The organism is Komarekiella delphini-convector SJRDD-AB1 (assembly GCF_014831675.1).
In the GTDB taxonomy this organism is placed as follows: domain Bacteria; phylum Cyanobacteriota; class Cyanobacteriia; order Cyanobacteriales; family Nostocaceae; genus Komarekiella.
The window spans coordinates 1-25,631 of sequence record NZ_VJXY01000057.1; the positions used below are offsets into that span (position 1 = coordinate 1).

Below are 25,631 nucleotides of genomic sequence, written 5' to 3' on the forward strand. Positions count from 1 at the left end.
TTTGAAGAATATCTCTCGCTTGAGTGGCAGCGCCAAACACGCTCACAACAGCCTCTATCTTTGATTCTGTGCGATGTTGATTTGTTCAAATCCTACAATGATACTTATGGTCATCTCGCAGGCGATCGCACTTTAGTCAAAATTGCTAGAGCGATCAAAGATGCTCTCAAGCGTCCTGCGGATCTAATTGCCCGTTATGGCGGGGAAGAATTTGCTCTTGTTTTACCTGATACAGACGCAATTGGGGCTATTCATATTGCCAAAACAATCTGCTGTGCTGTCCGCACATTAGCAATTCCTCATCGCAATTCACTACTTTGTTCTCATATAACCCTGAGTGCTGGGCTAGCTACAGTAATTCCTCAGCCTAATTCTAACTTTCAACAAATAATTGCTACAGCAGATAGAGCATTGTATCAAGCAAAAGCAGCAGGACGCGATCGCTTTATCCATAACAGCAAGTTGGATTCGCCTTTTGCTAACCCAACTTGCTATTTATTCTAGAGCAGTACCTCTAAGCGTTGTGAATTATGCTAAGTTCTCTGTGTTTAATTGCTAAGATGCTCGTTCAATAAATTCTATTAGAGAAGCCTGGACTTGCGTCTATGTCCAAGTTTTTAATCTCGCTTGGACTATTGAGCTATGAATATCTAATTTGTAGTATCAACCGATTTGAGGTAACAGGGGGTTTAACTTTGTGAAAGCAAGAAGGGTCTTGAACGAAGCCAAATCCTCTTGCTCCAGTAATAACTATTTGATTTTCTTTACCATAATAATTAAATATGGCATCGTCAGGTTGGCAATTAGAAGCCAACAACATCTGTAATGGCTTTTGCTGGTGAGAGTACTTAATCATTACGTGGGGCCCAGAATCTATATCTATGTCTGTAATGTAGAAATACGCTGTCATAAAGTTATAACCAGCAATATCATAATGAAAATTAGTTGGTGGGTAACTTTTCTTAATTTCTGCTTCTGGCATGGATGAAGCAAAACTCCAGGTTAAATGCTGCGTTATCAGCGTTGGCCAATAGGTAAGATATTTACGAACTATTTTTAAAAGCAAAGGGTCGTGGACAATTTGCTCGATAGCTTGACAATTTTTAACATTATTTACTAGCCCCCGCATTACATACCGCCCACCTTGTAAACAACCATCTTTAACAGCTTTTGCAAGAAATTCCTCGTGGAAACCAGGTTCTATACAAGGTGTTCGACTAGCAAAATTAGAGATTTCTTCTACCATATTAGTTGACAATTGCAGACCAAATCCGACTCCACAATCCTGCATAGCAATCACGGTTTTTTTAACACTAATACCTGTAAATATCGATTTATCTTGGATTTCTAGACGATTTCTGTAAAAAGTGGGATTCAAACTTTGTATTTTGTTTTGGGCAACACTGTATGCTTTGCGAACACCATGAAATCTACTTAAGCGTTCTAAATACTTTCCTCCTACTCTCTTATGAAAATCATTTTTTAGATTAAGCTTTCGCAGTTTATTTTGCAGTGATAACCTTTTCCAACAAATGGTCATTTTTTGTCTTTCCAAAAAAAGACTTCATCTTTGTAAGCACTAAACAGCATAATCATTTGCTACAGTTTGTCCAAAAAAGCCAAATCTACGACAAACACTTATAAATGCTATGCCACAACTTCAGACGAGTTTTTATAAATGAAACAATATATGCCTCAGATGTCTCCAGGAGCAGAGATAATTTCACATTTATAAATGAAACACTACCTGGAATGTTACCGTACCAAAAAATTCACAAGTATTGCCTCATCAAGGCTTTTATGTGCCGAGAAGGTCGGGCAATAGTAACCTCTACGTTAGGGAAATCACACAATAAAAACGATGTAGGAATTTTTTTGGACTGTAACTTTCCAGGTCGTGATCAACTTTGCTATACAGCAAAGAGTTTGGTAACAACATCGTAGTTGCTTCATTCGCTTTTGGAAATATGCTTTAAGGTAGATAATAAGTCATTCCGTGGTTGGATGCCATAAGTCACTTGAAGTTATATATACATCTGAAGCTATATGTGCATTAGCTTACCAGAGGTTCCAACTACTCTACAGTTGTTCAAAAAGCATTATAAATCACAGAAAAATACACCCCGTTTTCCTGCCAAGTTCTTCCGTCCGAATCCACATCTACTAACGGAATCCCCCAATGAAGCAAATACGCCATTGTTGGCCAATAGGAAATCTTGACGATAACCTCTGACACTCTCCTGGCCACCCACGCCAAACTGTTCTAAAGGTACGAGTGTCGTAGTCGCTAGTTGCGTATTTAGACGCAGTAACGCTATGGTTTCAGGAGCCAGCAGGCGTACCCACTGCGCTTGACCTTGCCAACTAAAAAAGCGACTATCTGGCCTATCGGAATTTATCGTCGCATCGAATGCACCCAGTCCGAGGCTGAACTGTGATGGCGTAACCGCCCGCCGTAGGCGATCGCAATGCCAATACTTGATTACTATCACGAAGTGTCCATTCTTGAAAAAATCGCAGCGCTGTCTGGTACGCCCTTGCTCATCTGCACCCAATGAAGGGAAAGGGATTCTCTCAAAATCCACATAAGATGCTTCACTTTCTCTTCTTGAAGCAGTTAAGCCAAGAGCTAATTCTTGCGTAGGAGTCTTTACTACTGGCTGGCGATATGTCAATTCGTAGTATCGAGAAGCTGATTGTAACTACGAATTACGCGCTTCGTAGCGGTAGCGAGACCTTGAGCGTCATCATCAATTACGAATTATGTTGACTTACACCAGTTGCTTATCCAGCAAATATTGGATACTTTTTTGCGGAAAGCTAAACTATGTAAAGGAGTAGAGCCACCGCGTACCCGAAGCGAATCCAGTAGATTAACTGCTGTTATTTCAGAGCAGTTATTGAGTTTTTTAAGCATTGTTGGAAATACTGTGTTGCTGTTAATATTGTGTCGGTGTTTTTTGCATCTAATAAGTGTTCTGCTGTTAAGAATTAGTCAAAGGGCAGTAGTCCACCATCAACGAATTGCACCCATACGGTAATTCCACCTTCAATCCAGATGGTGCGAACTGATTCGGGATGTTCTCCGATAATCTCGCCAATAATGCGACGGTCACGAGATGTTAATGGTTCTTGGATGGGGACTATGGTTTGGGATTGGGCTTGCTCGTTAATAGAAAAACCTTGCTGTGGATGGGCTGTATAAGTCATAATGATATTCCTTTGATAAAAGGGTAAAAAGCGATCGCAAACTTTCCACGGCAAGCGATCGTTTTTATATGTGTGTAAACGACGTTGTGCTAAATCACAACGCTCTCAAGTGGAGAAATACCCTTAACCAGCAAGCGACTAAAGCACTAAACAAGCAGATCAAGCAAGCACTGGAGAAAACCATTGACCTTTTGCGATCGCTCTCTGTTGAAGCACCGAAGGAGAATACCACCGAATGCTTACGCTTGATGGGTATGGCTTTGAGGAATCTCGCCACTGTAACGAACAACACCAAAGCTTTGGAAGCTGCGGCGATAATTTTGGGCAGTTGACTTGATCATGAATTTGCCAAACGGCTATAAAACTCGTGTTGGGGAAAGGGGTTCTGCCTTATCTAGTGGTCAAAAACAACAAATTGCGATCGCTCGAACTGTCTTACAAAACCCACCTTTGTTGATTCTGGATGAAGCTACTAGCGCACTTGACTATGCTACTGAACGTTAGGTGTGCTTAAACTTAGCCCAAGTATTTAAGGGAAGAACAGTATTTTTTATTACCCATAGGTTAGCAACAATTCAGAATGCTGATGTGATTTTGATGATGAGCCAAGGACGGATGTACTACTTTGCTCCTAGTAACAGCTTCCGTAACACTACCCAATAGAGTGGTACAAGGCGATCGCTATTACGGTTTGCATTACGGGCTGGAAGACTAGAAAGGCTAAATATGGCTGAGTTTTTGGGAGAAAAAAAACCCAAGCTTCGAGTACTTGCTCTCCTACTGGGGGGATGAGCCGGTAACAGCAGATAGTCATCAAAAAGCTGTGGGCAAAATTTCCGTAGTAAGGGATTGCTTGTGCACAGATGGAATGGAGAATAGGAAATTAAATGAGTCGAAGGAGAAAAATACCAAATTTATTACTAATTGCAGACTGATTCCCCATTAAAACTGCGGCCAGAGAGGGTAGTTTGGCAAGACTGCTTAAAGAATACAAGAATAAACCTCACCCTTTAGGTAAGCCGATGGTGCAATGGCAAAAGCCTATCAATTAAGTCAATCTGTTTACAGATATTATTAACCTGTCCCTACTTGCTTAATTTGAGAACTAAGTTTTTACGAAAAGTTTCAAGTATTACTTGTTCATTTAGGTACTCCGATGAAAAAATTGATTAAAGGTTTGCGCGAATTCAAAAGTAGTTATTTTTCTGCCAATGAAGAACTGTTTGAACAACTTTCTCATGGTCAAAAACCCAGAGTATTATTTATTACTTGTTCAGACTCGCGTATCGATCCAAACCTGATTACACAAGCTGGCTTGGGCGAATTGTTTGTTATCCGCAATGCAGGCAATATTATTCCACCATTTGGTGCGACTAATGGTGGTGAAGGAGCAACGATTGAATATGCTATTCAAGCATTAGATATTCAGCAAATTATTGTCTGTGGTCACTCGCATTGTGGCGCTATGAAAGGGTTAATGAAGTTAGACAGCTTGCGGGTAGAAATGCCGCTTGTACATGACTGGCTCAAGTATGCAGAGGCAACGCGACGTCTGGTGAAAGATAATTATAGCCACTACGAAGGGGAAGAACTTTTAGAAATAATTATTGCTGAGAATGTACTCACCCAAATCGAAAATTTACGGACTTATCCGGTGATTCGCTCTAAGCTTCACCAAGGGCAACTTAGTATTTATGCTTGGATTTATCAAATCGAGACAGGAGAAATTTTGTCATACGATCCACAAAAACACGCCTATGTCTTGCCTCAAAATCAGCTTCTCCCATCGGAGATAGATGAGACATTACTTACCCCACCTTTAACTAGCAATGTGGAAATACATTTCACCAAAACTCAACAACCGGCGCTTCAATCGTCCCAGGAACTCCCTATTTCCACACATGAATGGTTTCCAATGACAGTGCTTTCTCCAGAACAAATGGAGCGAATTTATCGAGGCTCGGCAACAAAGTAAAAATATAGAGTATGGAAAATCTTTTGTAAGGGTACGAGTTGGTTGACTAAGAGTAACAGCACGCGAGAGCCAGTGATTTAGGGGATTCTAAGCAATATTACCCCGTTAATGCTCTCACGGGTCTATGCTTAAAATTGCAGTTAGCAATAACCTACTTTACCAAAATATCGCGTTAACTCAGTTAGCGATCCAGGGCGAACGCATCTAAAGTACTCTCAATGGCAAACAAGGTTAAAAGCTAATGAAAAAATTAATATTTCTGGTTTGATTTATTTCCCAAGCCTGGAAGCGATTGCTTCCAGGCTGCTTACTGCTTGGAGGTGAATGAGTATTCGTGCCAATTGCCCTGGGGGCGATACCCAATCGCTTGATAAATATGATTGGCTGTGGGATTGGCTAAATCTGCTATGAGGAAACAATGGCGGCATCCCTGGTCTAGCAGTTTTTGGCTTAATGCAGCGACACAGGCAGTGGCATATCCTTTACGACGATACTCTGGTGGTGTATAAGCTAAATTGATCCGACCAATTGTAGGTAACACTTGTTTACTAGACGCAACTGAAACTGGAGTGCTATCAATCCAAAAATAAGTATTCTGCTGTTTCAACCGATTATCTACCTGGTGTTCGACATCTTCGCTCACCGCCTCATCGATCTCAGATAAAAATGCAGAAAGCCACTTAATCAAAATAGAGCGATCGCCTTCAGTTGCCAGTCTAAGATATCCTCTGGCCGTTGAGACTGTTTGCACTGCCGTTAATTGGTAAATTTTCATTACCACCGACCGTTGATAGAATTGTCCTGTCAGGGCTTGCCAAGTCTGCGAGAATATTTCTGCCTCAAAAGCCAGTCCCATACTTCCTGGCAGTTGCTCAAGACGCAAATCTTGAGCAATCAACCGCAAGGCATCCATATTTTGGGCTTTGGATAGGATTAATTTTTGGGGTGGGGTGCGGATGGCAACAGCCAGAATCTCACCACTTGTTTGGACAATTGCTAAATAAGGCTTGCCTAGATAACGTTCTGGGTTATGCAACAAGGTATGCGAAATACTGAGCAAAACATTGTTTTCTACCTGATGCTGGAGTAAGTAAGCCTGAGTGGAGTGCCAGAACTCCTGAATGTTGTCGAATCGATGTAGTTGCATAATTTGCCTGACTCACGAACCAAGAAAAGAGTTGTGTTATCTACAGTAAACCAAAAAGTTTTTTTGCATAGCGATGCCTGTGGCGGGCTGCGCCTACGCAGCAGGAGGCTTTTTCCTGACTGTCGAGAAGTAAGCAAATAATAATGATAATCGTTTTGAGGAGAGAGGTTTGTGGCAGCCCTAGGCTGCCAGGGCAATGTGGGTTAGTTTTTGTAGTAAATTCAAGAGTGCGAGAAAAAAGAAGAACTACCATACTGCTCTCTTCATGAAGCTCAAGCCCAAAATCACGATTACTGACCACTTTGCACAGATGGAAGATCCAAGAGTAGATCGGACAAAACGGCACAAGTTAGTTGACATTCTCACCATTGCAATTTGTGCAGTAATTTGTGGAGCAGATAGTTGGGTGGCAATTGAACTGTATGGCTGCACAAAATATGAGTGGTTAAAAACGTTTTTAGAACTACCAAATGGGATTCCATCACATGATACATTCGCACGAGTTTTTGCCCAATTAAACCCTCAGCAATTCCAAAAATGCTTTCTGAATTGGATGAAATCAACATATAAAATAACAGAGGGTGAAGTTATTGCCATAGATGGAAAAACATTGTGTGGCTCTTATGACAAAGGTAGTGACCAAAGTGCAATTCAAATTGTGAGCGCATGGGCAACTGCAAATAAACTAGTATTGGGGCAAATAAAGGTAGATGATAAATCAAATGAAATTACGGCAATTCCTGAACTAATCAAGGTTTTAGAATTATCTGGTTGTATTGTCACTATAGATGCCATAGGGTGTCAAAAAGAGATTGTCAAATTAATTGCCAGCAAAGAAGCAGACTATATTATTACGTTAAAACAGAATCAAGGTAATCTTTACAATGAGGTCGAACAGTTATTCAAACAAGGCATAAGTAATAATTTTGAAGGCTTTGAGCATAGTACCTATGCCACGCAATCAGAGTCACATAGTCGCAAGAATTTACACCATTACCTGATGCTGTCTAACATCACTATGAGTTTAGACCCAGAACAGAAATGGGCAAATTTCAACAGTGTTGGGATGGTAGAGTATATCCGCACACTCAATGGAAAAACAACGATAGAAACCCGTTATTTTATCAGTAGTCTTACTCAGAGCGCTCAAGAATTTGCTCTGGGCATTCGGAGTCATTGGGGAATAGAGAACTCATTACATTGGATACTCGATGTTGCTTTTAGAGAAGATGACTGTCGGATTAGAAAAGATAATGCCCCACAAAACTTTGCAATTTTAAGGCAGATTGCAGTCAATCTTTTAGGCAAAGAGAAGCGTGTCAAACGTGGAGTAAAAAATAAACAGTTCCTTGCTGCGATGGATAACAACTATTTAGCAAGAGTTTTAGAGTTAGCTTAAAGTAGTATATTAAAACTTTGATTTAGCCTTGGATGTGAAAGTTCCACTTTCTCTCCAGATAAACATAAGTTTATATACCTAATTAATGAGTTTATTTTAGTATTAACAGATAGGAATTCAGATTTAGATAAGCCAATTCAGAGTTTTGAAGCTTTATTGATTTATTTTGTTGATTATTCTTGTAATTTTTACAATTATCTATGTCATTTTGAAATCTTCTTCAGTTTTTATTAGGAAATAAGATGCGTTTCCCCTGGTTAGCGATCGCCTTTCTTAGACGACCGCAATTCTCATCAGTTCATATTTCTGTATTTGGCGGTACGCAAAGACGTTTGTTTCGCAGCAACAACAGGACTACTTGCCCGTCGTGCGGTAGCAGCCCACTCCTGCATACGCTCAACTGCCGCAGCATCGGTGATTGCAAGCGGGGTAATGGAAGACCCACAGGTTTCGAGATCAGATAGCGTGACCTGCTGCGGTCGTCCTTCATCAAATGCCAGCAGCGCGGCTTCAGCAGCCAGCGTCTCTAGTTCTGCTCCTGAAAACTTTGCAGTATTGGCTGCTGAAGCCTCCAAATACTCGCCCTCAACATTAATGCCAAAGTGTTGCAGATAAATAGACTTCTTGCAAAAGTCTGATGAGCATGGGACAAGTAGGTTAGAGCTTTGTTGACATCTATGACCTACGAAAAAGTAAAAAACCTCAAACCGGAAGAATTCAAACGCTTGTGTGGTGTGCATCCAGAGACTTTTACTCAAATCACACAGATAGTGCGCTCGCGTTCAAAAACAAAGCTTAAAACAGGACGACCGGGTAAACTGAGCTTGGAAGACCAATTGTTGATGACATTGGAGTATTGGAGAGAATACCGCACCTATTTTCATATTGGCCAATCTTGGGGAGTCAACTAGTCAACAGCATATCGTATTATCAGAAAAGTTGAAGATATTCTCATTAGTTCAAGAGAATTTTCTCTGACTGGCAAGAAAAAGCTTTCCTACCCAAATTATCAAATAGAGGTAGTGGTAGTAAATGTTACGGAAAGCCCGATAGAACGTCCTAAAAAAACAAAAACAATTCTACAGTGGCAAAAACAAAAGACATACATTAAAGTCTCAAATTATCCCTCTTCTGTCACTTTCTGAGTATTCTGAATAAAAGGATTAAAAGAAAAAACTCTCTTCAGGTAAGTAGGGCAATGGATGTAGAATTACAAATTATCAAACATTTGGCAAGAGCTCCTCATCCAACAGTTGGCATCATAGATGAATATTGTGCAGAGTATAAAGACTTATTTAAATAAGTCAGGAATTATGAGTGCTTCAAATATTTACACCTGGGGATAATATCAACGATAAAAAGAAAATCTTTACCAGAGATAGCAAAGATAGTGAGTATAAAATCGACACAATCATTACACCATTTCTTAGCAAATTCAGATTGATCAATAGAGAAATTCAAACAAATAAGATTAAATAAATTGAAAAAACAATTAGATGGCCGTGCAATTACATTAGTAATAGATGAGACAGGAGATAGGAAAAAAGGGAAGAAGACAGATTATGTAGCTAGACAATATTTAGGAAGCGTAGGAAAAATAGATAATGGAATAGTTCCAGTCAACGCCTATGGAGTTTACGCTAACATAACTTTTCCATTAATTTTCAAAGTATTTAAACCAAAAGTAACACTAAAGGAGTCAGATAAATATAAAACTAAAATAGAGTTAGCATCAGAGATAATTACAGAATTAATGGAATTAGGCTTCAATATTGAATTAGTATTGGCTGATAGTTCATATGGTGAAAGTAGCCAATTTATTGGAAAACTGGGTGAATATAACTTAGGTTGTGTGGTATCAATCAGAACTAATCATGGAGATATACATCAAAAATTGACTCATCCATTAAACTGATAATTCAAAAATTAAATCATAAATTATCCTTGTCTTAATTATCTCTTAACTAAGAAATATTATTAATGTTAGCCATAGACATCTAAATGTCAAAAAATGGCAAGTACAGTGGCTATCGAAGTTAGTAATCTTTTAAAAGTTTTCAAAGGTAAGACAGCCTTAAAAAACGTAGCCTGCACAATTAATGAGGGAGAAATGGTTGCACTTATAGGTGCATCTGGTTCAGGCAAATCTACCCTTTTACGGCATATCAATGGCTTGCATATTGGAGATGCAGGAACAGTTTATATTTTTGGCGCAATCCTACAGAGCGAAGGGAAAATACACTCTAAAATTAGGTCTTTACGAAGCCAGATAGGCTGTATTTTTCAACAATTTAATTTAGTCAATCGGCTAACAGTTATCGAAAATGTTCTCGTTGGTAACTTAGCAAAATTATCTATTTTACGCTCAATCTTACATTTATTTACTAAAGAAGAAAAAGTCCAAGCTCTTGCTGCACTAGAGCGAGTAGGCATTCTTGAACACGCTTATAAACGGGCATCTATGCTTTCTGGAGGGCAACAGCAACGAGTGGCGATCGCTCGTTGTTTAGTGCAAGGAGCGAAAATCATCCTTGCAGACGAACCAATCGCCTCTCTTGATCCTGAATCGGCGCGTAAAGTGATGGAATTACTCGTGCAGCTAAATCGTCAAAGCGGAATTACTGTAGTCGCTTCTTTACATCAGATTCAAATGGTGCGTAGTTACTTTGATCGAGCGATCGCTCTCAAAGATGGAGAAGTAATGTTTGATGGTGCAACCACAGAGATGAATGATGAAAAGCTCAATGAACTTTATGGCACAGCCGCCGAAGAACTCATTATGAGAGGACATGGAGAACTGGTAGTATAACCCAAAAATACAGAATTTTTACTTAGATATCACAACTAAAACTTATGGACAGAAGGTTATTTATTCAGCAGGCTTCTTTGTTTACTATGACTTTGGCAAGTGCCAAGATACTTTCAGCTTGTAATTCTAATGCTGATAATAGTAGCACAGCAATTAAAGAAATTAACTTTGGTGTTCTGTCTACAGAATCTCAAGCTAATCAAAAACCAATTTGGGAACCTTTTGCTGCTGCTATGTCTCAGCAAGTTGGGATTACCATAAAACCCTTCTATGTTACACAGTATGCAGCAGTTATAGAAGCTATGCGCTTTGGTAAAGTTCAAGCAGCTTGGTTGGGTGGTAAATCTTATATTGAAGCAGTAAAAGTAGCTGATGCAGAAGCTTTTGCTCAAGTTGTAAGTGCAGATGGCACTAAAGGCTACTATTCTCATTTAATTGCTAATAAAGATAATCCCATCACTGCGGAAGCTATAGCAGCAGGTGGCGATAAATATGTGATTCAAAATGCAGCCAAGCTCACCTTTGCTTTTAATGAGCCAAATTCTACCTCTGGGTTTTTAGTTCCCAGTTACTATATTTTTACTAAAAATAATGTTGAGCCTAAGAAAGTTTTTAAACGCTTGATTTTTGCCGGTAATCATGAAGCTTGCGCTCTAGCTGTAGCTAATAAACAGGTAGATGTAGCTACCGTCAGCAATGAAGCATTAAGTCGTCTAGAAAATACCAATCCTAAAGCTAGACAGAAGATTGAAATTATTTGGAAATCACCGATAATTCCCAGCGATCCGATTGTTTATCGTCGTGATTTACCTGATGATCTTAAAAAGAAGTTGCAAAACTTTTTCTATAACTATAAAGATGATAAAGTTTTATCACAATTTAAAATTTCTGGTTTTGTACAGGCTGAAGATAAAAATTGGCATACAATTCGAGAACTAGAAATTGCTAAAAAAATCCAAGAGACTCAAGCTAAAGAAAATCTTAGTGAGCAAGAGAAACAGCAAACAATAGCAGAACTCAACCAGCAACTCAAAGAAATTCAATAAAATTAGATTTATAGGTAGAGAAAAGTGCGCCCACGAAATCAGATAATTATTTACGCATCTCCTAGCGTAGTAGCAATGTTAGAGAAAGAAGCAAAGCTTGTGAATACCCAAAAGGTTTTGTTTATTTTAGTGATTTTTGCTGTACTGATTTTTGCCTATAATCAAAGCGAGTTAAATTTCCTTGTACTTCTGCAACGGGGAGACAACATGGTGGAATATATACGTTCATATTTTCCGCCAGACTTTAGCGATTGGAATTATTATTTTTCAGAAACACTGATTACTATATCGATGGGAATTTGGGGAACTTTAATGGCTGCGATCGCAGCTGTTCCTCTCTCTATCCTAGCCTCTCATAATATTTGTCCAGTATGGATTGTACAACCAACACGTCGCCTCTTAGATGCTATGCGTGCGATTAATGAAATCGTCTTTGCACTAATCTTTGTAGTTGCTGTTGGGTTGGGGCCATTTGCTGGAGTTTTGGCGTTATTTATTCATACTGCTGGTATTTTGGGTAAGCTTTTCTCAGAAGCAGTAGAATCAATTGAGTCAGGCCCGGTAGAAGGAATTAGAGCTACTGGTGCAAGTCAGATTCAAGAAGTTATTTATGGAGTGATTCCCCAAGTAATGCCTTTGTGGACTTCTTTCACTCTCTACAGATTTGAGTCAAATGTGCGTTCTGCTTCTGTATTAGGAATTGTCGGGGCTGGTGGTATTGGCGTTTCACTATATCAAAGTTTTGGTGCATTTGAATACCAAAAAGTCTGTACAATTCTGATTATTTTGATTGTTACTACTGGTGTTATTGATTTACTCTCTGCAAAAGTGAGACAGTGGTTAATCTAGCCATTAGGGTATGTCGTCAGTTAGGTTGGCAAATTGGCGTAAATATTTTGTTATCCAATTCTGTATGAAGATGCGCTAAACCATATTTAAGTACAAGAAATAAAAAAATCAAACGTGCTGTAAATTCTGATCGAATTGAGGCAAATATTCTGCATCTATTACCAGGGATAGTGTTAGGCTAGCTATAACTCAATACGGTTCAGTTAAAGGTTATTGGTGTAGATAATTGGTATATTAAGACGCGATTTATCGCGTCTCTACATGAGGTTTTTGGGCTTATCTGAACTATATTGAGCTATAACTAGGGCAAAATAACGGTAGAACAATTATGTTCATAACATTGTTGTAATCAATCTGAAGAAATGCTACCCTGAATTCAAGTTTGCATTTACGTATAAATCAAAAAGTTGCCGTAGCAAGATAACTTACGCAAAGATGCTGACTAGTACAGCACGGCGGAAACAAACATACCATTTTAAATGACGCCAAAGCTTAGAATACAATTCTTTTGACTTGTGACTTCCACCTTGCGGTACTAGTTAATTAATAGCAAGCAAAGAATAGACCTCTTGCATAATTATTTTGTGGTATGGTTAAGGGTTTAGAAAAAATCCATATCAAAATCTGTACAGAGAATTTTTGTTACCTCATTAGGATGTTTGATAGAGATAGAAAGCAAATTTTTAAAACCCTTCATCGGATCATAATTTATTTTTGCAATAGGTCTAATATGGCAGCAGAGCATGGCTTAATTCTGGACTTCACAACTGTTCTAGGTGCTTCAGCATTCGGAGGATACCTAGCTAACCGACTGCGGCAACCTGTTTTACTCGGTTATTTAGTGGCTGGATTGGCTCTAGGGCCTTATGGCTTGAAGCTGTTAAGTGATGTACCACGTATTCAATCTCTAGCATCAATTGGTGTAGCTTTTTTGTTATTTGCCTTAGGTGTGGAATTTTCTTTAACAGAGTTGAAGCGGGTTAAGGATATTGCTATTAAAGGTAGCCTGTTGCAGATTGGGCTAACTACGGCTTTGGTGGCATTTTTAACAATTGCGTTGGGTTGGGTTGACAACTTTACACAAGGCATTTTTTTAGGGGTGGTTCTATCACTGTCCTCCACAGCAGTAGTGTTGAAAACTTTGTCAGAACGAGGTGAAACGAATACACTCCACGGTCAAGTCATGCTGGCAATTTTAATTGCTCAGGATTTGGCACTGGGATTGATGTTAGCATTTTTACCTGTCCTCAACCAACCAGAAAGGCTTGCTTGGGCAATCAGTATGGCTTTGCTGAAAGTTTTGCTATTTTTAGGATTAGCGATCGCCTTTGGTCGTTGGATAGTGCCGAAGTTAATTAGTAACGTGGCAACTACGGAAAGCACAGAGTTATTCGTCCTGACCGTAATTGCTCTATGTTTGGGTGTGGCTTTAGTAACAGCTAAACTGGGTCTGTCCATCGAAATGGGTGCATTTGTTGCCGGGTTAATGGTTTCGGAAATTGACCATGCAGATCATGCCCTCGCCAAAGTTTTACCTTTAAGAGATACCTTTGCTTGTCTGTTCTTTGCTTCTATTGGGATGCTGATCGATCCAGTTGCACTCATCCAAAATTTGGGGCTAGTTTTGGGACTGGTAACTCTGGTTATGCTGGGTAAGGCAATTGTTTTGATGCCAATCATTTTGAAATTTGGCTATTCCCTCAAGACTACCATCCTTACCAGTCTGGGGATTAATCAGATTGGAGAGTTTTCCTTTGTTTTGGCTTTAGCAGGTTTACAACTCCAACTTATTTCTGAAAGAACTTACCTTCTACTATTAGAGACAACAGCAATTACACTAGTTCTGACTCCTATATCGCTCAATATTGCGCCGCAGTTGTTAGAACGTCTGACCCAGCTGCCGTTTTTTGCCAAATCACTGCGACAATTTACAGAACCCAACATTCTCTCAATTCCAGAAACCATTAGCGATCATGTTGTGGTTGCTGGTTACGGAAGAGTCGGGCAAGTGATTGTCAATATTTTGCTCAATCAGGGATATATAGTCTTAGTCATTGAAAACAGTGAAACCGCCATTCAAAGATTGAGAATGCAGCGCATCCCCTACATTTTTGGTGATGCTGATTCCGAATTAGTGTTAGAGAAAACTCATTTAGAAACTGCCAAAGCCCTAGCAATTGCCTTACCTGATCCTGCCAGTTCGCGATTACTTCTAAAACGGGCATTAGCACTCGCGCCTAAATTAGATGTAATTGCACGATCGCACCACGATAATGAAATTGACCTCCTCACGCAAATGGGAGCCAAGGAAGTCGTACAACCAGAATTTGAAGCCGCCCTACAATTAGGCGCACATCTCCTAGCCACTTTAGGCGCAGCAAAAAACCAGATTGATCAAGTAATTACTGATATTCGCAGCGATAGATATCGTAGTATCCGACCAGGGAGATGAAGGTTAGGGTGTCGACTTTGTGACAAATTAGCTCCTTCCGTCATATTGCTTAACTAACGACACGCCCTAGTTTTGCACCTACACCCTCTTTCAAGTCATTTTCAAAAAATAACTCCATGCGATCGCCCCGCAGTCGAGTTACCCCATATTCAATAACATTACCTGTTTGATCGACGTTCACCGACTCCGCCAACAGGATCGGTTGATTGAGGGGTATTTGTAGCCACTTTGCATCTTGAGGCTGGACTAGACGAGCAGAAACGCAGGTACTACGACGGATATGATCACATCCATATACCTGTTGTAAAAACTGAGATATTGATTGCTGTTCTTGCAAAATCTTGATTTTTTTCGGCTCTAAAAAATCAGGGAATCGCTTAAGGGGAAAATATCCAGTACCCATACTTATAGGTTCTTCATCTGCAAAACTTAAACGTTCAATTAACGCTACCGGCTCACCATAAGAAATCTCTAATCCTTTAGCTACAGCATCATCCGCAGGTACTTCTAAAACACGCAGCAGTTGAAACCTTACTTGCCAACCCTGTGCTTTCAGCGTTTGGTTGTAACGCACTCGCTTACCAATCGCATAGCGGATGGTTTTAGCCGCTACAAAAGTTCCGCGTCCTCGGTCAACTCGTAACAATCCCTCGTCTTTTAGTAGAGCGATCGCTTGTCTAATGGTATGACGATTAACTGCAAACTGTTCAGCTAACTTCGTTTCCGTCGGTAGTTGTTCCCCAATCTGATAAACCCCCTGATGAATATTTTGTCGCAGTTGATCAGCAATCTGGACATAAATTGGCATTATTTCCTTCATGTATCAATTTTAGATTGTCAATTTGTCAAAATTGCGTTAATCTACTTTCATCTAGATGTCTAGACAAGTTAAGAATAGTTTAAAACAAAATACCACAAACCAACTTATGCCTACTGTGAGCCAGCGACAAGCATGGATGGCAACATTAGCTAAAGCCGAGTTAGAGCTATTAGAAAAACTGGTAAACAAATTAATTACTTTGCCCAACTATAGCTTTTTACGCTCCCCAGAGATTGGTCTAACAATGGTGCGGGGACGCGCTGGGGGTACAGGAGAGCCATTTAACTTAGGAGAAATTACCATGACTCGCTGTGTTGTGCAGTTAGAGAGCCAAGGAGATGAAGCAATCACTGGATTTGGTTATGTCGCCGGGCGATCGCACCGTCATGCAGAACTAGCTGCTGTTTGTGATGCGTTACTACAAACTCCAAATTGGCACGATCAGATACAGGCTGAGGTAATTCAACCCTTGCAACTAGAACACCAAAAGCAGCAGGAACTCAAGCAGCGTCAAGCAGCCGCCACCAAGGTCAATTTCTTTACGATGGTGAGAGGGGAAGGGTGAGGAGTGAGCAGGGGGAGCAGGGGGAGCATGGGGAGATAAGGGAAAACTAATGAATAAAGTTACGTACTTACCTGGCTTACAAGATTCGATTCATGATGCTCAGAGGACATTTCGGGCGTTGCTTGATGCTAATGCTCGACCGGGGACAGCTTATTGGATAACTGCTGAGATGAGTGTGCCTTTGGGTTTAACGCCTGCTTGTGGGGCTGCTTGTTTGACGTTGCTGGATTTGGATGTTGTGGTATGGCTACAGCCAAGTTTTGTAGATGAAGTGAGAGCTTGGTTGTTGTTCCATACTGGCTGTCGCTTCACGCAGTATCCAGAGAAAGCTGACTTTGCCATAATTCAAGATTTGGCAGCTTTACCAGAGTTATCTATTTTTAATTGGGGTACAGCAGAAAAACCTGAAGCCTCAACAACATTATTGATACAGGTGGAAAGTTTTGAGATGGGACAACCTGTGATGTTGACGGGGCCAGGAGTTTTAGACCAGCAAGCAATCGCCCCGATACTTCCCGTCTATTTTTGGGACTTCTGGATGCAGAATCACCAAGCCTATCCACAAGGCGTAGATGTATTTTTATTTACAAAAAATTCAGTAATAGGACTACCACGCACCGCCAAACCAGAGATGTACCATGACTCTTGATATTCGTCTTGCTACCCGTGAGGATTGGCCTCTATTGAATCAGCTTTATGCTGACATGGATGGAGAATCACCTTTACCAAGCGATGATCTAGAAAAAATCTTAACAGAAATCACGCAAGTACCTAACTACTACATCTATATTGCTTTTTTAAATCAGCAACTTGTAGGTACTTTCAGTCTCCTCTATGCGCCAACAATGATGCACCGGGGCTATCACAAATTTGCAGTTCTAGATGCAGTGACAGTTATTTCTCAAATGCGAGGAGAGGGAATTGGTAGCCAAATGGTGCAAGCCGCACTTCAATTGAGTGCTGAAGCTGGGTGTTATAAAGTCACACTCTCTTCTAATTTGAAACGCGATCGCGCCCATCAATTCTATCAATCACTAGGATTCGAGCAACATGGCTGGAGCTTTAAATGCATACTCCAACTAAGTCAGCAAATCGAAAATTGTGGAGGATAAAAATCTAAATAATGGAAACCTGAAAACTTAGTTAAAACCTAAATTTATTAATCACAAATTACGAATTACGTTAGCGTAGCGGGGCGTAGCCCATTACAAATTACGAATTAAAAATTATGCCATACGTTGCAGTCAAAGGCGGTGAACAGGCAATTGAAAATGCAGAAGCACTCCTGCAAAGTAGACGCAGAGGTGATCCGGCTACTCCCGAATTGACCCTAGATCAGATTGAACAACAGCTTTCCCTAGCAGTAGAACGGGTGATGTGTGAAGGTAGCTTATATGATCGAGAGCTAGCAGCCCTTGCTATTAAACAATCTTGGGGTGATTTAGTAGAAGCAATTTTCTTGTTACGAGCCTATCGGACAACACTACCCCGCTTCTACTATAGCCAGCCATTAGATACCAGCAAAATGCAGATTCAGCGCCGCATTTCTGCCATTTTTAAAGATGTACCAGGAGGACAAAGGTTAGGGACTACCTTCGATTACATCCACCGCCTACTAGATTTTAAGTTGATAGCAGAAGGACAAGTCCCTACAGCACCAGAAGCAGAAGCAATTACAGAATCAGTTCCGCGTGTAATTGACACTTTAGATCGTGAAGGTTTGATGCAAGCAGAAGAAGGGCAGGGGAGCAGGGGAGCAGGGGAGCAGGGGGAGCAAGTAAATAATGATTCTCCGTTATCTCCCTCATCTCAACCATTTGACCTAACTCGTCAACCATTGACCTTTCCTGCTGGACGAGATGCGAGACTGCAAAATCTAGCGCGTGCAGATGAGGGTTTTTTGCTATCTCTGGCATATTCTACACAGCGAGGCTATGGCAGAAACCATCCTTTTGCTGGAGAGATTCGCATGGGGGAAGTAGAAGTAGTAATTTGCCCAGAAGAATTGGGATTTGAAATAGCGATCGCAGATATTACTGTTACCGAAGTGCAAATGGTAAATCAGTTTAAAGGTACTAAAGAATTACCTGCTCAGTTTACTCGTGGCTATGGACTCACCTTTGGTTACAACGAACGTAAAGCGATGTCGATGGCGCTGGTAGATAGGGCAATGCGATCTGAGGAATTAGGGGAAACAATTCAAGGGCCAGCCCAAAATGCCGAGTTTGTACTTTCCCACTCCGATAACGTGGAAGCACAAGGTTTTGTCCAACACCTCAAACTTCCACACTACATAGACTTTCAAGCAGAGTTAAATCTGGTGCGGAAAATCCGAGAGCAGCAGCTAAGTAATCAATCGTCATTAACTGTTACGGCGGAAGAATCTCAGTCTTTGGAAAACAGTGATTTGATTTTGGAAGAAGCGAAATGATTACAGGAATTAACCATATTACTTTATCTGTCTGCAACTTGGATAAATCTTTTAATTTTTATACCGAAATTCTAGGTTGTCAAGCGATCGCTAAATGGAAAACAGGTGCTTATTTACTGGCAGGTGATTTGTGGTTGTGCCTATCTTTGAATTCCAACACACGCACAAATCCTATAGATGAGTACACTCATATTGCTTTTAGTGTCTCTGAAGAAAGGTTTCAAGAATATAGCGATCGCCTCAAAGTTTTAGGAGTCAAACAGTGGAAGCAAAATACAAGTGAAGGCGATTCTATATATATTCTCGACCCCGATCACCACAAGCTGGAATTGCATATAGGTGATTTATCTTCCAGAATTGCCGCCACTCAAAAAGCTCCCTATAAAAACATGAAATTTTTTAGTGAATCAGTCAACAGGAGCCAGTGCGTTGCGCGGGTTTCCCGCGTTGAAGCAACTGGCGTTCAACAGTCAATAGTCAACAGTCAAACACCTAAAAATATTCAAATATCTTCAAAACCAACCAACACAAAAATTGCTATCCAAGGAGTAAATGTACTAACTCCTAATGGTTGGCTGGAAGATGCCACAGTTTTAATTGAAGATGGGCAATTTACCAGCATTGATCAGGCCAGTAGTCCTAATGGATTTCATCTGGTAAATGCTCAAGGACTCCAGATGTTACCAGGAATCATTGACTTACACGGCGATGCTTTTGAAAGGATGATCTGCCCTCGACCTGGAGTCAACTTTCCTCTACCAATAGCGATCGCAGATAATGACCGCAACCTCTTAGCATCCGGTATCACAACTTTTTACTGCTCAATCACCGACTCTTACGAACCAGGATTACGCAGCCGAGATTCTGCTCGTACTTTAATTGACTTTATCTTGGGGACAGGCAAACAAGTTTTAAATTGCAATCATCGCATTCATATTAGACATGAAGAAGCAAATATCGCCGGACATCAAGAATTGTGTGATTGGATGGTATCCGATCGCGTGCATATTTTGTCTATCAACGATCACCTACCACCTCCAGGAAATCAAAAAAGATTGAGTCGATATCTCAATAGTGTGAGGCAAAGATCATCCATGTCCATAGAAGAAATCGAAGAATTAGTCAACCAAGTAACAGAACGGCGACATGAAGGAGACGTGCAAATAGAACAACTGGTGGATTTAGCTCATATCTACGGTATTCCCCTCGCTTCTCACGATGATGATACCCCAGAGAAGGTAATACTAAGCCAGAAACGCCGAGTAGCGATCGCAGAATTTCCCGCTACTGTAGACTTAGCGGCTCAGTCTCGTGAATATGGTGCAGCAGTTCTCATGGGTGCGCCTAACTTAGTGCGTGGTGGTTCTCACTTAGGTTTGATGAGTGTCGCTGAGGCGGTAAAAAATAACGTTATCGATTGTCTTTGCTCAGACTATCATTACCCTTCCTTATTTTACGCCCCCTTCAAACTCCAAGAATTAGGCTTAATGTCCTTTGAACAAGCATGGTCATTAGTTTCCAGCCGACCAGCAGAGGCGGCGGGGATAGGGGATCAAAAAGGTAAAATCGCTCCTGGTTTAGATGCTGATTTCTTATTAATATCTCCTGATAATTCTTTAGCATCTGCGATTACTGCCATCGCATCTGTATATGTAGGAGGACAAGAAGTTGCCCGATATCACATCAAATAACTATGAAACCTACCATTGAAAGCATTATTGATCTGTTCGCTGAAAAGGGTTCTCAATTGTATGGTGCAGAAGCCATCAGCCAGCTAGAACACGCCTTGCAATGTGCTAGCCTCGCTGAAAAATCACTTCAAAGCCATGAATTAATTACCGCTTGTCTACTCCACGATTTAGGACATTTAATTCATAACTTGGGTGATAATCCCGCCAGCCAAGGCATAGACGATCAACATGAACATCGAGCCATACCCTTACTACGTCAGATGTTCAGTCCAGCAGTCACAGAGCCAATTAGACTTCATGTCGTCGCCAAACGCTATCTTTGCTCAGTTGATCCTAAATATTGGGACAGTCTTTCAGCCGCATCCAAACGCAGCTTAGAACTCCAAGGAGGCATATTTTCCTCTGAACAAGCAGAGAAATTTATTCAGCAACCTTATGCCGAAGATTCTGTGCAGTTAAGGATTTATGACGACAAAGCAAAAATCACAAATCTGCCAACACCCGATTTAAACCACTTCACTCAATTTATAACTACCTCTTTAATCTCACCAATAAAATGAATATTTCTCCCCATCCCCCATCCCCAGAAACAGGTTTTAACTTCGCATACCTAGACGAGCAAACAAAACGTTCTATTCGCCGCGCCTTGCTGAAAGCCGTTGCGATTCCAGGACATCAAATTCCCTTTTCTTCCAGAGAAATGCCCATGTCTTACGGCTGGGGTACTGGTGGAATTCAGGTAACTGCTGCTGTGATTGGTCAAACTGATGTATTAAAAGTAATTGACCAAGGAGCAGACGACACTACTAACGCCGTTAATATTCGTCGCTTTTTCAAAAAAGTTTGTGGTGTAAAAACAACAGAACGCACACAAGAAGCAACTTTAATTCAGACGCGCCATCGCATACCCGAAACACCACTACAGGAAGGACAGATTTTAGTTTACCAAGTACCGATTCCCGAACCTTTACGCTGGCTAGAACCCTCATCTGTAGAGACAGGCAAAATGCACGCTCTAGAAGAATACGGGGCTATGTACGTCAAGCTTTACGAAGACATTACCACACATGGACATATTGCCACATCCTACGACTATCCGGTAATGGTGCATAATCGCTATTTGATGAGTCCTAGTCCGATCCCACGCTTTGATAATCCCAAAATGCAGATGAGTCCCGCATTGCAATTATTTGGTGCAGGTAGAGAAAAGCGTATATATGCAATTCCACCATATACCAAAGTCAAAAGCCTCGACTTTGAAGACCATCCTTTCACCGTCGAAAAATGGGATAAAGCCTGTGAGTTATGCGGTTCTACAGAAAGCTATTTAGATGAGGTCGTGATTGACGACCAAGGTGGGCGAATGTGGATTTGCTCAGATACGGATTTTTGTAGAGGAATGATGACTGATGAATCTGGACTATTGTACAGACGCCATTAATCGCGTCTCTAATCACTATTTACCAATGACTAAAGCTCTTTTACAGGTTCACCAACTGAGTAAATCTTACGGCGCAATTAAAGCGTGCGATCGCATTTCGTTTAATCTCTTTCCTGGGCAAGTTCTCGGCATTGTTGGAGAATCAGGTTCAGGTAAGTCTACTTTGCTGAGTGCTATTGCTAATTACATTGCGGTTGATGAAGGTAATGTTACTTATACTAGCCGTAACGGTGAAGACTTAGAAATTTTTCAACTTGCGGAAGCTAAACGGCGATTATTGATGCGAACTGAATGGGGCTTTGTGCAGCAAAATCCCCGTGATGGTCTGCGAATGAAGGTCAGTGCTGGAGCAAATATCGGCGAACGCCTACTAGATATAGGGGTACGGCACTATGGTAATATTCGGGATGAGGCTGCACATTGGCTACAACAAGTGGAAATTGACCCAGCACGGATAGATGATCTGCCAGTCCAATTTTCTGGAGGAATGCAACAAAGATTACAACTTGCCCGTGTGTTGGTGACACATCCTCGGTTGATCTTGATGGATGAACCGACAGGAGGGTTAGATGTATCAGTACAAGCACGGTTATTAGATTTGTTGCGATCGCTTGTCCGCAATTTTCACCTCAGTGTGATTATAGTTACCCACGATATCGGCGTAGTCAGACTGCTGGCGCACAGATTACTAGTCATGCAACAAGGACAGGTGGTGGAATCAGGTTTAACCGACCAAGTACTTGACGATCCACAACATCCATACACTCAACTACTAGTTAGTGCCGCTTTAACACCCTAATTGTTGACTGTCAACAGTCAACAGTCAACAGTTATCTTAACTTTTAACCATGCAATCATTAACTGTTAATCATCGTCCAGTAGATTTTTCTGGGCAATCACTTTTGCAAGTTGAGAATTTGCGAAAAAGTTTTGTTCTGCATCAGCAAGGAGGCATTAATCTATCAGTGCTAGAAGGTGTTTCCTTGAGCGTTAATGCTGGGGAATGTGTCGCCCTTTCTGGAGCATCCGGCAGTGGGAAATCTACATTTATGCGCTGTTTATATGCTAACTATCGCGTTGATAGTGGTTCAGTTTGGATCAAGCATCAAGAAGATTGGGTTGATTTGTGTCAACTCGCTCCCCACGAAATTTTAGCAGTCCGGCAAACAACCATTGGGTACGTCAGCCAGTTTTTAAGAGTAATTCCTAGAGTGCCAGCGCTAGAAGTTGCCGCAGAACCACTGTTGGAATTAGGGGTAGATATAGATGTTGCATATAACAAAGTTAAAGACTTATTTCGTCGCCTCAACCTCTCAGAACGACTGTGGCATCTTTCGCCCACGACCTTTTCTGGAGGCGAAAAGCAACGGGTAAATATTACTCGTGCTTTAGCAGTTGATTATCCCATTTTGCTACTAGATGAACCAACTTCAGCCCTAGATGCTACCAATCGCCAAGTAGTCATTGAAATGTTGCAAGAGAAAAAAGCTAAAGGCTGTGCCTTAATTGGTATTTTTCACGATGAAGAAGTGCGAGGTCTAGCGACAAGCCGCTCCGCGTCTACGCAACTTTGTAACCGCGAATTAATTTTTGACAGGTGATTTACCAAAACAGGATGATGCCAGTATTAAAAATTACGAATTACGAATTAGTATGAGTGAACAGATTTACACTAACTATCGTCTACAACTCCCAGATCAAGAGCTGCTGGGTACTTTAGTAGTGCGAGATGGATTGATTGCTGATATTCAGCCAGGGGTTGTAAGTCATGGTGAAAATGGTCAGGGAGATTATCTATTACCAGGATTGATTGAGTTACACACCGATAATCTTGAACGCTGTATGTCTCCCCGTCCTGGTATTCGCTGGCCTTTAGAAGCCGCAGCAGTTTATCATGACCGAGATTTAGCCAGTGCGGGAGTAACAACAGTATGTGATGCGATCGCAATTGGTGATGTGGCGGCTGGCTCTCCTCGCTTAACTAACTATGCGCCGATGATTGATGTCATCTCCCAAAGACAAGCCGCCGGACGCTTTTGTGTAGAACATCGCATTCATCTGCGCTGTGAACTGGCTTATGACAAGGTTTATGAGATTACAGCACAATACGCAGATCATCCTCTTTTATCAATGATTTCGCTGATGGATCATACTCCCGGTCAACGGCAGTTTGTCCAATTAAACAAGTTTAAAGAGTATTACATGGGTAAACATGGTATTACTCCTGACCAAATTGACGATTTTATCATCACTCGTCAGCAACAACAACAAATATATGCACAGAAAAACCGTATAGCTCTAGTAGAACTCGCCAAAGCCAAAGGTGTTTCCTTAGCAAGTCATGATGATGCCACCGTGGAACACGTCCAGGAAGCGGTGCAAGATGGAGTAGTGCTAGCTGAGTTCCCTACTACATTAGAAGCTGCCAAAGTAGCACACAGTTTGGGATTACAAGTTTTGATGGGTGCGCCTAATTTAGTGCTTGGTGGTTCTCACTCTGGTAATGTTTCAGCTATGGAACTTGTTTTGCACAACTTAGTTGATGTGATTTCTTCTGATTACGTTCCTCAAAGCCTATTGCAATCGATGTGGATAATTGCTCATAAGACTGGCAAGCCTATTTCTCAAGCTATGCAATTATTTACCAGCAACCCAGCTAAAGCCATTAATGTATTTTGCGATCGCGGTAGTTTAGAAGTAGAAAAAAGAGCCGATTTTATCACTGTTCATGATGGCATTGTACCCCGCCTGAGTGCAACTATTTGCCGAGGCGATCGTGTTGCTTAAGTTAAAATCATGACTTAAGTTTTTACTTTTCTATTTGTTTTATTTTCCAATAATAGGATTATTATAGTACCTATTGCGTAAGCAATTATGTCTTTCCAATCAAATGTACTTCCTAATGCAATAGCCAGAATCTTATAATTTTGTAATCCTAAAATATTTACAAAATTAAAATATTGGAGAATCTCGATAGTACAAGAAAATGCAAAAACTGATAAAGCAACGATGGATGAATGTATCTTCCAAAAAGTTCTAACAAAGCAATAAAGTAGTATAACTACTAAAACATCACCAATAAAGGGACGGATAAAATTATCATTGACAAAAACGGCAATACATACCTCTATTAAAAATAGTACAAGTGTGAAGTAGAAATATTTTTTATTGAATGTAAACATGAGAATAGATAGCGATAAAGAAACACCTATTTGCTTTGCTGCTTCATGCTTGGTCTGCCGTTGGAGACTGTTTTACATCCAAAACGCCAATCAATTTGGTGCAGGTGGTTTTGAACGCTGCTGTTGGTAAAACCTGACAACTTTTTGAACATAATCAGCAGTGAAACCGCTATTACAACCTGTGTATCTACCAGTCATCCACCAACAGGCTACACCACGCACAGCCGCAGTTTGATTATTACTGGTGGCGCGAAACTGGTTATTTAATTCACGGCGTGTAATGCACGATACAACTTGACGTGCCGTCGTAGGACTATTTTCAAACTGCGTTGGTGTTAGTTCTCGTTTAAGACAATATTTCGACCAGCCTTTGAGGGTTTCTGGTTTAACTTGCCACTCACTGTAAAGTCCATCGTTTGAGTTACCAGTCTGCGGTGCAGCTAGTCGCAGTGCTTCTACAATTGCCGCGACTTGAGCATCGGAAGCTTGCTGTTGTGCTTGAGCTAACAAGGACGACAGTCCGAAGCTGATAATTACTCCACCAAGCAGTAATCCTATAGGGTTTTTCCTCATAACTTTGAACTTATTTTTTGATACCAGATGTAGCATACTAC

The 25,631-nt window shown here is 40.8% G+C and carries 24 protein-coding genes and 6 pseudogenes; 22 read left to right on the forward strand and 8 right to left on the reverse strand.

Annotated features, from left to right (window positions below; all coding sequences use genetic code 11):
• Nucleotides 1–504 (forward strand): diguanylate cyclase (locus FNW02_RS31515; RefSeq protein ID WP_191761385.1); only part of this gene is annotated, 504 nt, incomplete at its 5' end.
• A gap of 136 nt (nucleotides 505–640) precedes the next feature.
• On the opposite strand, the gene FNW02_RS31520 is transcribed toward FNW02_RS31515, so the two are convergent.
• From FNW02_RS31520 to FNW02_RS31530, 3 genes and pseudogenes are all read right to left on the reverse strand, one after another.
• Complete coding sequence (locus FNW02_RS31520; RefSeq protein WP_191761386.1) at nucleotides 641–1,540, reverse strand: hypothetical protein; 900 nt, start codon at nucleotides 1,538–1,540, stop codon at nucleotides 641–643.
• 549 nt (nucleotides 1,541–2,089) lie between these two features.
• Nucleotides 2,090–2,702 (reverse strand): annotated as a pseudogene (locus FNW02_RS31525) (ShlB/FhaC/HecB family hemolysin secretion/activation protein); the annotation flags it as partial.
• 289 nt (nucleotides 2,703–2,991) lie between these two features.
• Nucleotides 2,992–3,210 (reverse strand): hypothetical protein, encoded by a 219-nt coding sequence (locus tag FNW02_RS31530; protein WP_225226037.1) that lies wholly within the window; start codon nucleotides 3,208–3,210, stop codon nucleotides 2,992–2,994.
• 110 nt (nucleotides 3,211–3,320) lie between these two features.
• Here FNW02_RS31530 and FNW02_RS31535 point away from each other — a divergent pair.
• The 3 genes and pseudogenes from FNW02_RS31535 to FNW02_RS31545 form a co-directional block, all read left to right on the forward strand.
• A pseudogene (locus FNW02_RS31535) lies at nucleotides 3,321–3,539 on the forward strand (hypothetical protein); the annotation flags it as partial.
• Nucleotides 3,535–3,873: pseudogene (locus tag FNW02_RS31540) on the forward strand (ATP-binding cassette domain-containing protein); the annotation flags it as partial. The pseudogenes FNW02_RS31535 and FNW02_RS31540, both read left to right, overlap by 5 nt.
• 493 nt (nucleotides 3,874–4,366) lie before the next feature.
• Nucleotides 4,367–5,185, forward strand: coding sequence for a carbonic anhydrase (locus FNW02_RS31545; RefSeq protein ID WP_191761387.1), 819 nt, complete (start codon nucleotides 4,367–4,369; stop codon nucleotides 5,183–5,185).
• Between the two features lie 307 nt (nucleotides 5,186–5,492).
• Here the strand turns inward: FNW02_RS31545 and FNW02_RS31550 are convergent, their stop codons facing one another.
• The gene (locus FNW02_RS31550; protein ID WP_191761388.1) at nucleotides 5,493–6,332 is read right to left on the reverse strand and encodes a GNAT family N-acetyltransferase; all 840 of its coding nucleotides are present in this window, start codon (nucleotides 6,330–6,332) and stop codon (nucleotides 5,493–5,495) included.
• Nucleotides 6,333–6,597: 265 nt separating this feature from the next.
• On the opposite strand from FNW02_RS31550, the gene FNW02_RS31555 reads away from it, so the two are divergent.
• The gene (locus FNW02_RS31555; protein ID WP_191761389.1) at nucleotides 6,598–7,731 is read left to right on the forward strand and encodes an ISAs1 family transposase; all 1,134 of its coding nucleotides are present in this window, start codon (nucleotides 6,598–6,600) and stop codon (nucleotides 7,729–7,731) included.
• A 293-nt stretch (nucleotides 7,732–8,024) separates the two neighbouring features.
• Here the strand turns inward: FNW02_RS31555 and FNW02_RS31560 are convergent.
• Nucleotides 8,025–8,348 (reverse strand): annotated as a pseudogene (locus tag FNW02_RS31560) (AAA family ATPase); the annotation flags it as partial.
• Nucleotides 8,349–8,408: 60 nt separating this feature from the next.
• Here FNW02_RS31560 and FNW02_RS40265 point away from each other — a divergent pair.
• The 6 genes and pseudogenes from FNW02_RS40265 (at nucleotide 8,409) to FNW02_RS31590 (ending at nucleotide 14,887) form a co-directional block, all read left to right on the forward strand.
• A complete protein-coding gene (locus tag FNW02_RS40265) occupies nucleotides 8,409–8,642 on the forward strand; it encodes a helix-turn-helix domain-containing protein (RefSeq protein ID WP_225226038.1) in 234 nt (77 codons plus the stop codon).
• 287 nt (nucleotides 8,643–8,929) lie between these two features.
• A pseudogene (locus tag FNW02_RS31570) lies at nucleotides 8,930–9,610 on the forward strand (IS701 family transposase); the annotation flags it as partial.
• Between the two features lie 132 nt (nucleotides 9,611–9,742).
• Entirely contained in the window at nucleotides 9,743–10,540 is a 798-nt protein-coding gene (gene phnC, locus FNW02_RS31575; protein ID WP_191761391.1) for a phosphonate ABC transporter ATP-binding protein, read from the forward strand.
• A gap of 44 nt (nucleotides 10,541–10,584) precedes the next feature.
• Nucleotides 10,585–11,586: a phosphonate ABC transporter substrate-binding protein gene (phnD, locus tag FNW02_RS31580; RefSeq protein WP_191761392.1), complete on the forward strand. Its 1,002-nt coding sequence runs from the start codon at nucleotides 10,585–10,587 to the stop codon at nucleotides 11,584–11,586.
• A 75-nt stretch (nucleotides 11,587–11,661) separates the two neighbouring features.
• A complete protein-coding gene (gene phnE, locus FNW02_RS31585) occupies nucleotides 11,662–12,435 on the forward strand; it encodes a phosphonate ABC transporter, permease protein PhnE (RefSeq protein WP_191761417.1) in 774 nt (257 codons plus the stop codon).
• Between the two features lie 730 nt (nucleotides 12,436–13,165).
• Nucleotides 13,166–14,887 (forward strand): cation:proton antiporter, encoded by a 1,722-nt coding sequence (locus FNW02_RS31590; protein ID WP_191761393.1) that lies wholly within the window; start codon nucleotides 13,166–13,168, stop codon nucleotides 14,885–14,887.
• Nucleotides 14,888–14,936: 49 nt separating this feature from the next.
• On the opposite strand, the gene phnF is transcribed toward FNW02_RS31590, so the two are convergent.
• On the reverse strand, nucleotides 14,937–15,695 hold the full coding sequence (phnF, locus tag FNW02_RS31595) for a phosphonate metabolism transcriptional regulator PhnF (protein WP_225226039.1): 759 nt from the start codon (nucleotides 15,693–15,695) through the stop codon (nucleotides 14,937–14,939).
• A gap of 118 nt (nucleotides 15,696–15,813) precedes the next feature.
• Here phnF and phnG point away from each other — a divergent pair, with 118 nt between their 5' ends.
• The 11 genes and pseudogenes from phnG (at nucleotide 15,814) to phnM (ending at nucleotide 24,622) form a co-directional block, all read left to right on the forward strand.
• A complete protein-coding gene (gene phnG, locus FNW02_RS31600) occupies nucleotides 15,814–16,272 on the forward strand; it encodes a phosphonate C-P lyase system protein PhnG (RefSeq protein ID WP_191761395.1) in 459 nt (152 codons plus the stop codon).
• Nucleotides 16,273–16,321: 49 nt separating this feature from the next.
• Nucleotides 16,322–16,921, forward strand: a complete 600-nt coding sequence (phnH, locus tag FNW02_RS31605; RefSeq protein ID WP_191761396.1) for a phosphonate C-P lyase system protein PhnH — start codon at nucleotides 16,322–16,324, stop codon at nucleotides 16,919–16,921.
• Nucleotides 16,911–17,384, forward strand: a complete 474-nt coding sequence (locus FNW02_RS31610) for a GNAT family N-acetyltransferase (RefSeq protein ID WP_191761397.1) — start codon at nucleotides 16,911–16,913, stop codon at nucleotides 17,382–17,384. Before phnH ends, FNW02_RS31610 begins: the two co-directional genes overlap by 11 nt.
• 116 nt (nucleotides 17,385–17,500) lie before the next feature.
• On the forward strand, nucleotides 17,501–18,703 hold the full coding sequence (locus tag FNW02_RS31615) for a carbon-phosphorus lyase complex subunit (RefSeq protein ID WP_191761398.1): 1,203 nt from the start codon (nucleotides 17,501–17,503) through the stop codon (nucleotides 18,701–18,703).
• Nucleotides 18,700–19,104, forward strand: a pseudogene (locus FNW02_RS39105) (fosfomycin resistance glutathione transferase); the annotation flags it as partial. The gene FNW02_RS31615 and the pseudogene FNW02_RS39105, both read left to right, overlap by 4 nt.
• A gap of 99 nt (nucleotides 19,105–19,203) precedes the next feature.
• Nucleotides 19,204–20,394 (forward strand): alpha-D-ribose 1-methylphosphonate 5-triphosphate diphosphatase, encoded by a 1,191-nt coding sequence (locus FNW02_RS31620; protein WP_431356831.1) that lies wholly within the window; start codon nucleotides 19,204–19,206, stop codon nucleotides 20,392–20,394.
• A 2-nt stretch (nucleotides 20,395–20,396) separates the two neighbouring features.
• Complete coding sequence (locus FNW02_RS31625) at nucleotides 20,397–20,954, forward strand: phosphonate degradation HD-domain oxygenase (RefSeq protein ID WP_191761400.1); 558 nt, start codon at nucleotides 20,397–20,399, stop codon at nucleotides 20,952–20,954.
• Entirely contained in the window at nucleotides 20,951–21,835 is an 885-nt protein-coding gene (locus FNW02_RS31630) for an alpha-D-ribose 1-methylphosphonate 5-phosphate C-P-lyase PhnJ (RefSeq protein ID WP_191761401.1), read from the forward strand. Before FNW02_RS31625 ends, FNW02_RS31630 begins: the two co-directional genes overlap by 4 nt.
• 25 nt (nucleotides 21,836–21,860) lie before the next feature.
• A complete protein-coding gene (gene phnK / locus FNW02_RS31635) occupies nucleotides 21,861–22,634 on the forward strand; it encodes a phosphonate C-P lyase system protein PhnK (protein ID WP_191761418.1) in 774 nt (257 codons plus the stop codon).
• A 49-nt stretch (nucleotides 22,635–22,683) separates the two neighbouring features.
• Complete coding sequence (gene phnL / locus FNW02_RS31640; RefSeq protein ID WP_191761402.1) at nucleotides 22,684–23,436, forward strand: phosphonate C-P lyase system protein PhnL; 753 nt, start codon at nucleotides 22,684–22,686, stop codon at nucleotides 23,434–23,436.
• Nucleotides 23,426–24,622, forward strand: a complete 1,197-nt coding sequence (phnM, locus tag FNW02_RS31645; protein ID WP_225226041.1) for a phosphonate metabolism protein PhnM — start codon at nucleotides 23,426–23,428, stop codon at nucleotides 24,620–24,622. The genes phnL and phnM overlap by 11 nt, the downstream gene beginning before the upstream one ends.
• A 14-nt stretch (nucleotides 24,623–24,636) precedes the next feature.
• Here the strand turns inward: phnM and FNW02_RS31650 are convergent, their stop codons facing one another.
• Together FNW02_RS31650 and FNW02_RS31655 are read right to left on the reverse strand one after the other, a co-directional pair.
• The gene (locus tag FNW02_RS31650; RefSeq protein WP_191761403.1) at nucleotides 24,637–25,017 is read right to left on the reverse strand and encodes a ribosomal maturation YjgA family protein; all 381 of its coding nucleotides are present in this window, start codon (nucleotides 25,015–25,017) and stop codon (nucleotides 24,637–24,639) included.
• A 90-nt stretch (nucleotides 25,018–25,107) separates the two neighbouring features.
• Nucleotides 25,108–25,590 (reverse strand): hypothetical protein, encoded by a 483-nt coding sequence (locus FNW02_RS31655; protein WP_191761404.1) that lies wholly within the window; start codon nucleotides 25,588–25,590, stop codon nucleotides 25,108–25,110.
• Nucleotides 25,591–25,631: the final 41 nt, after the last annotated feature.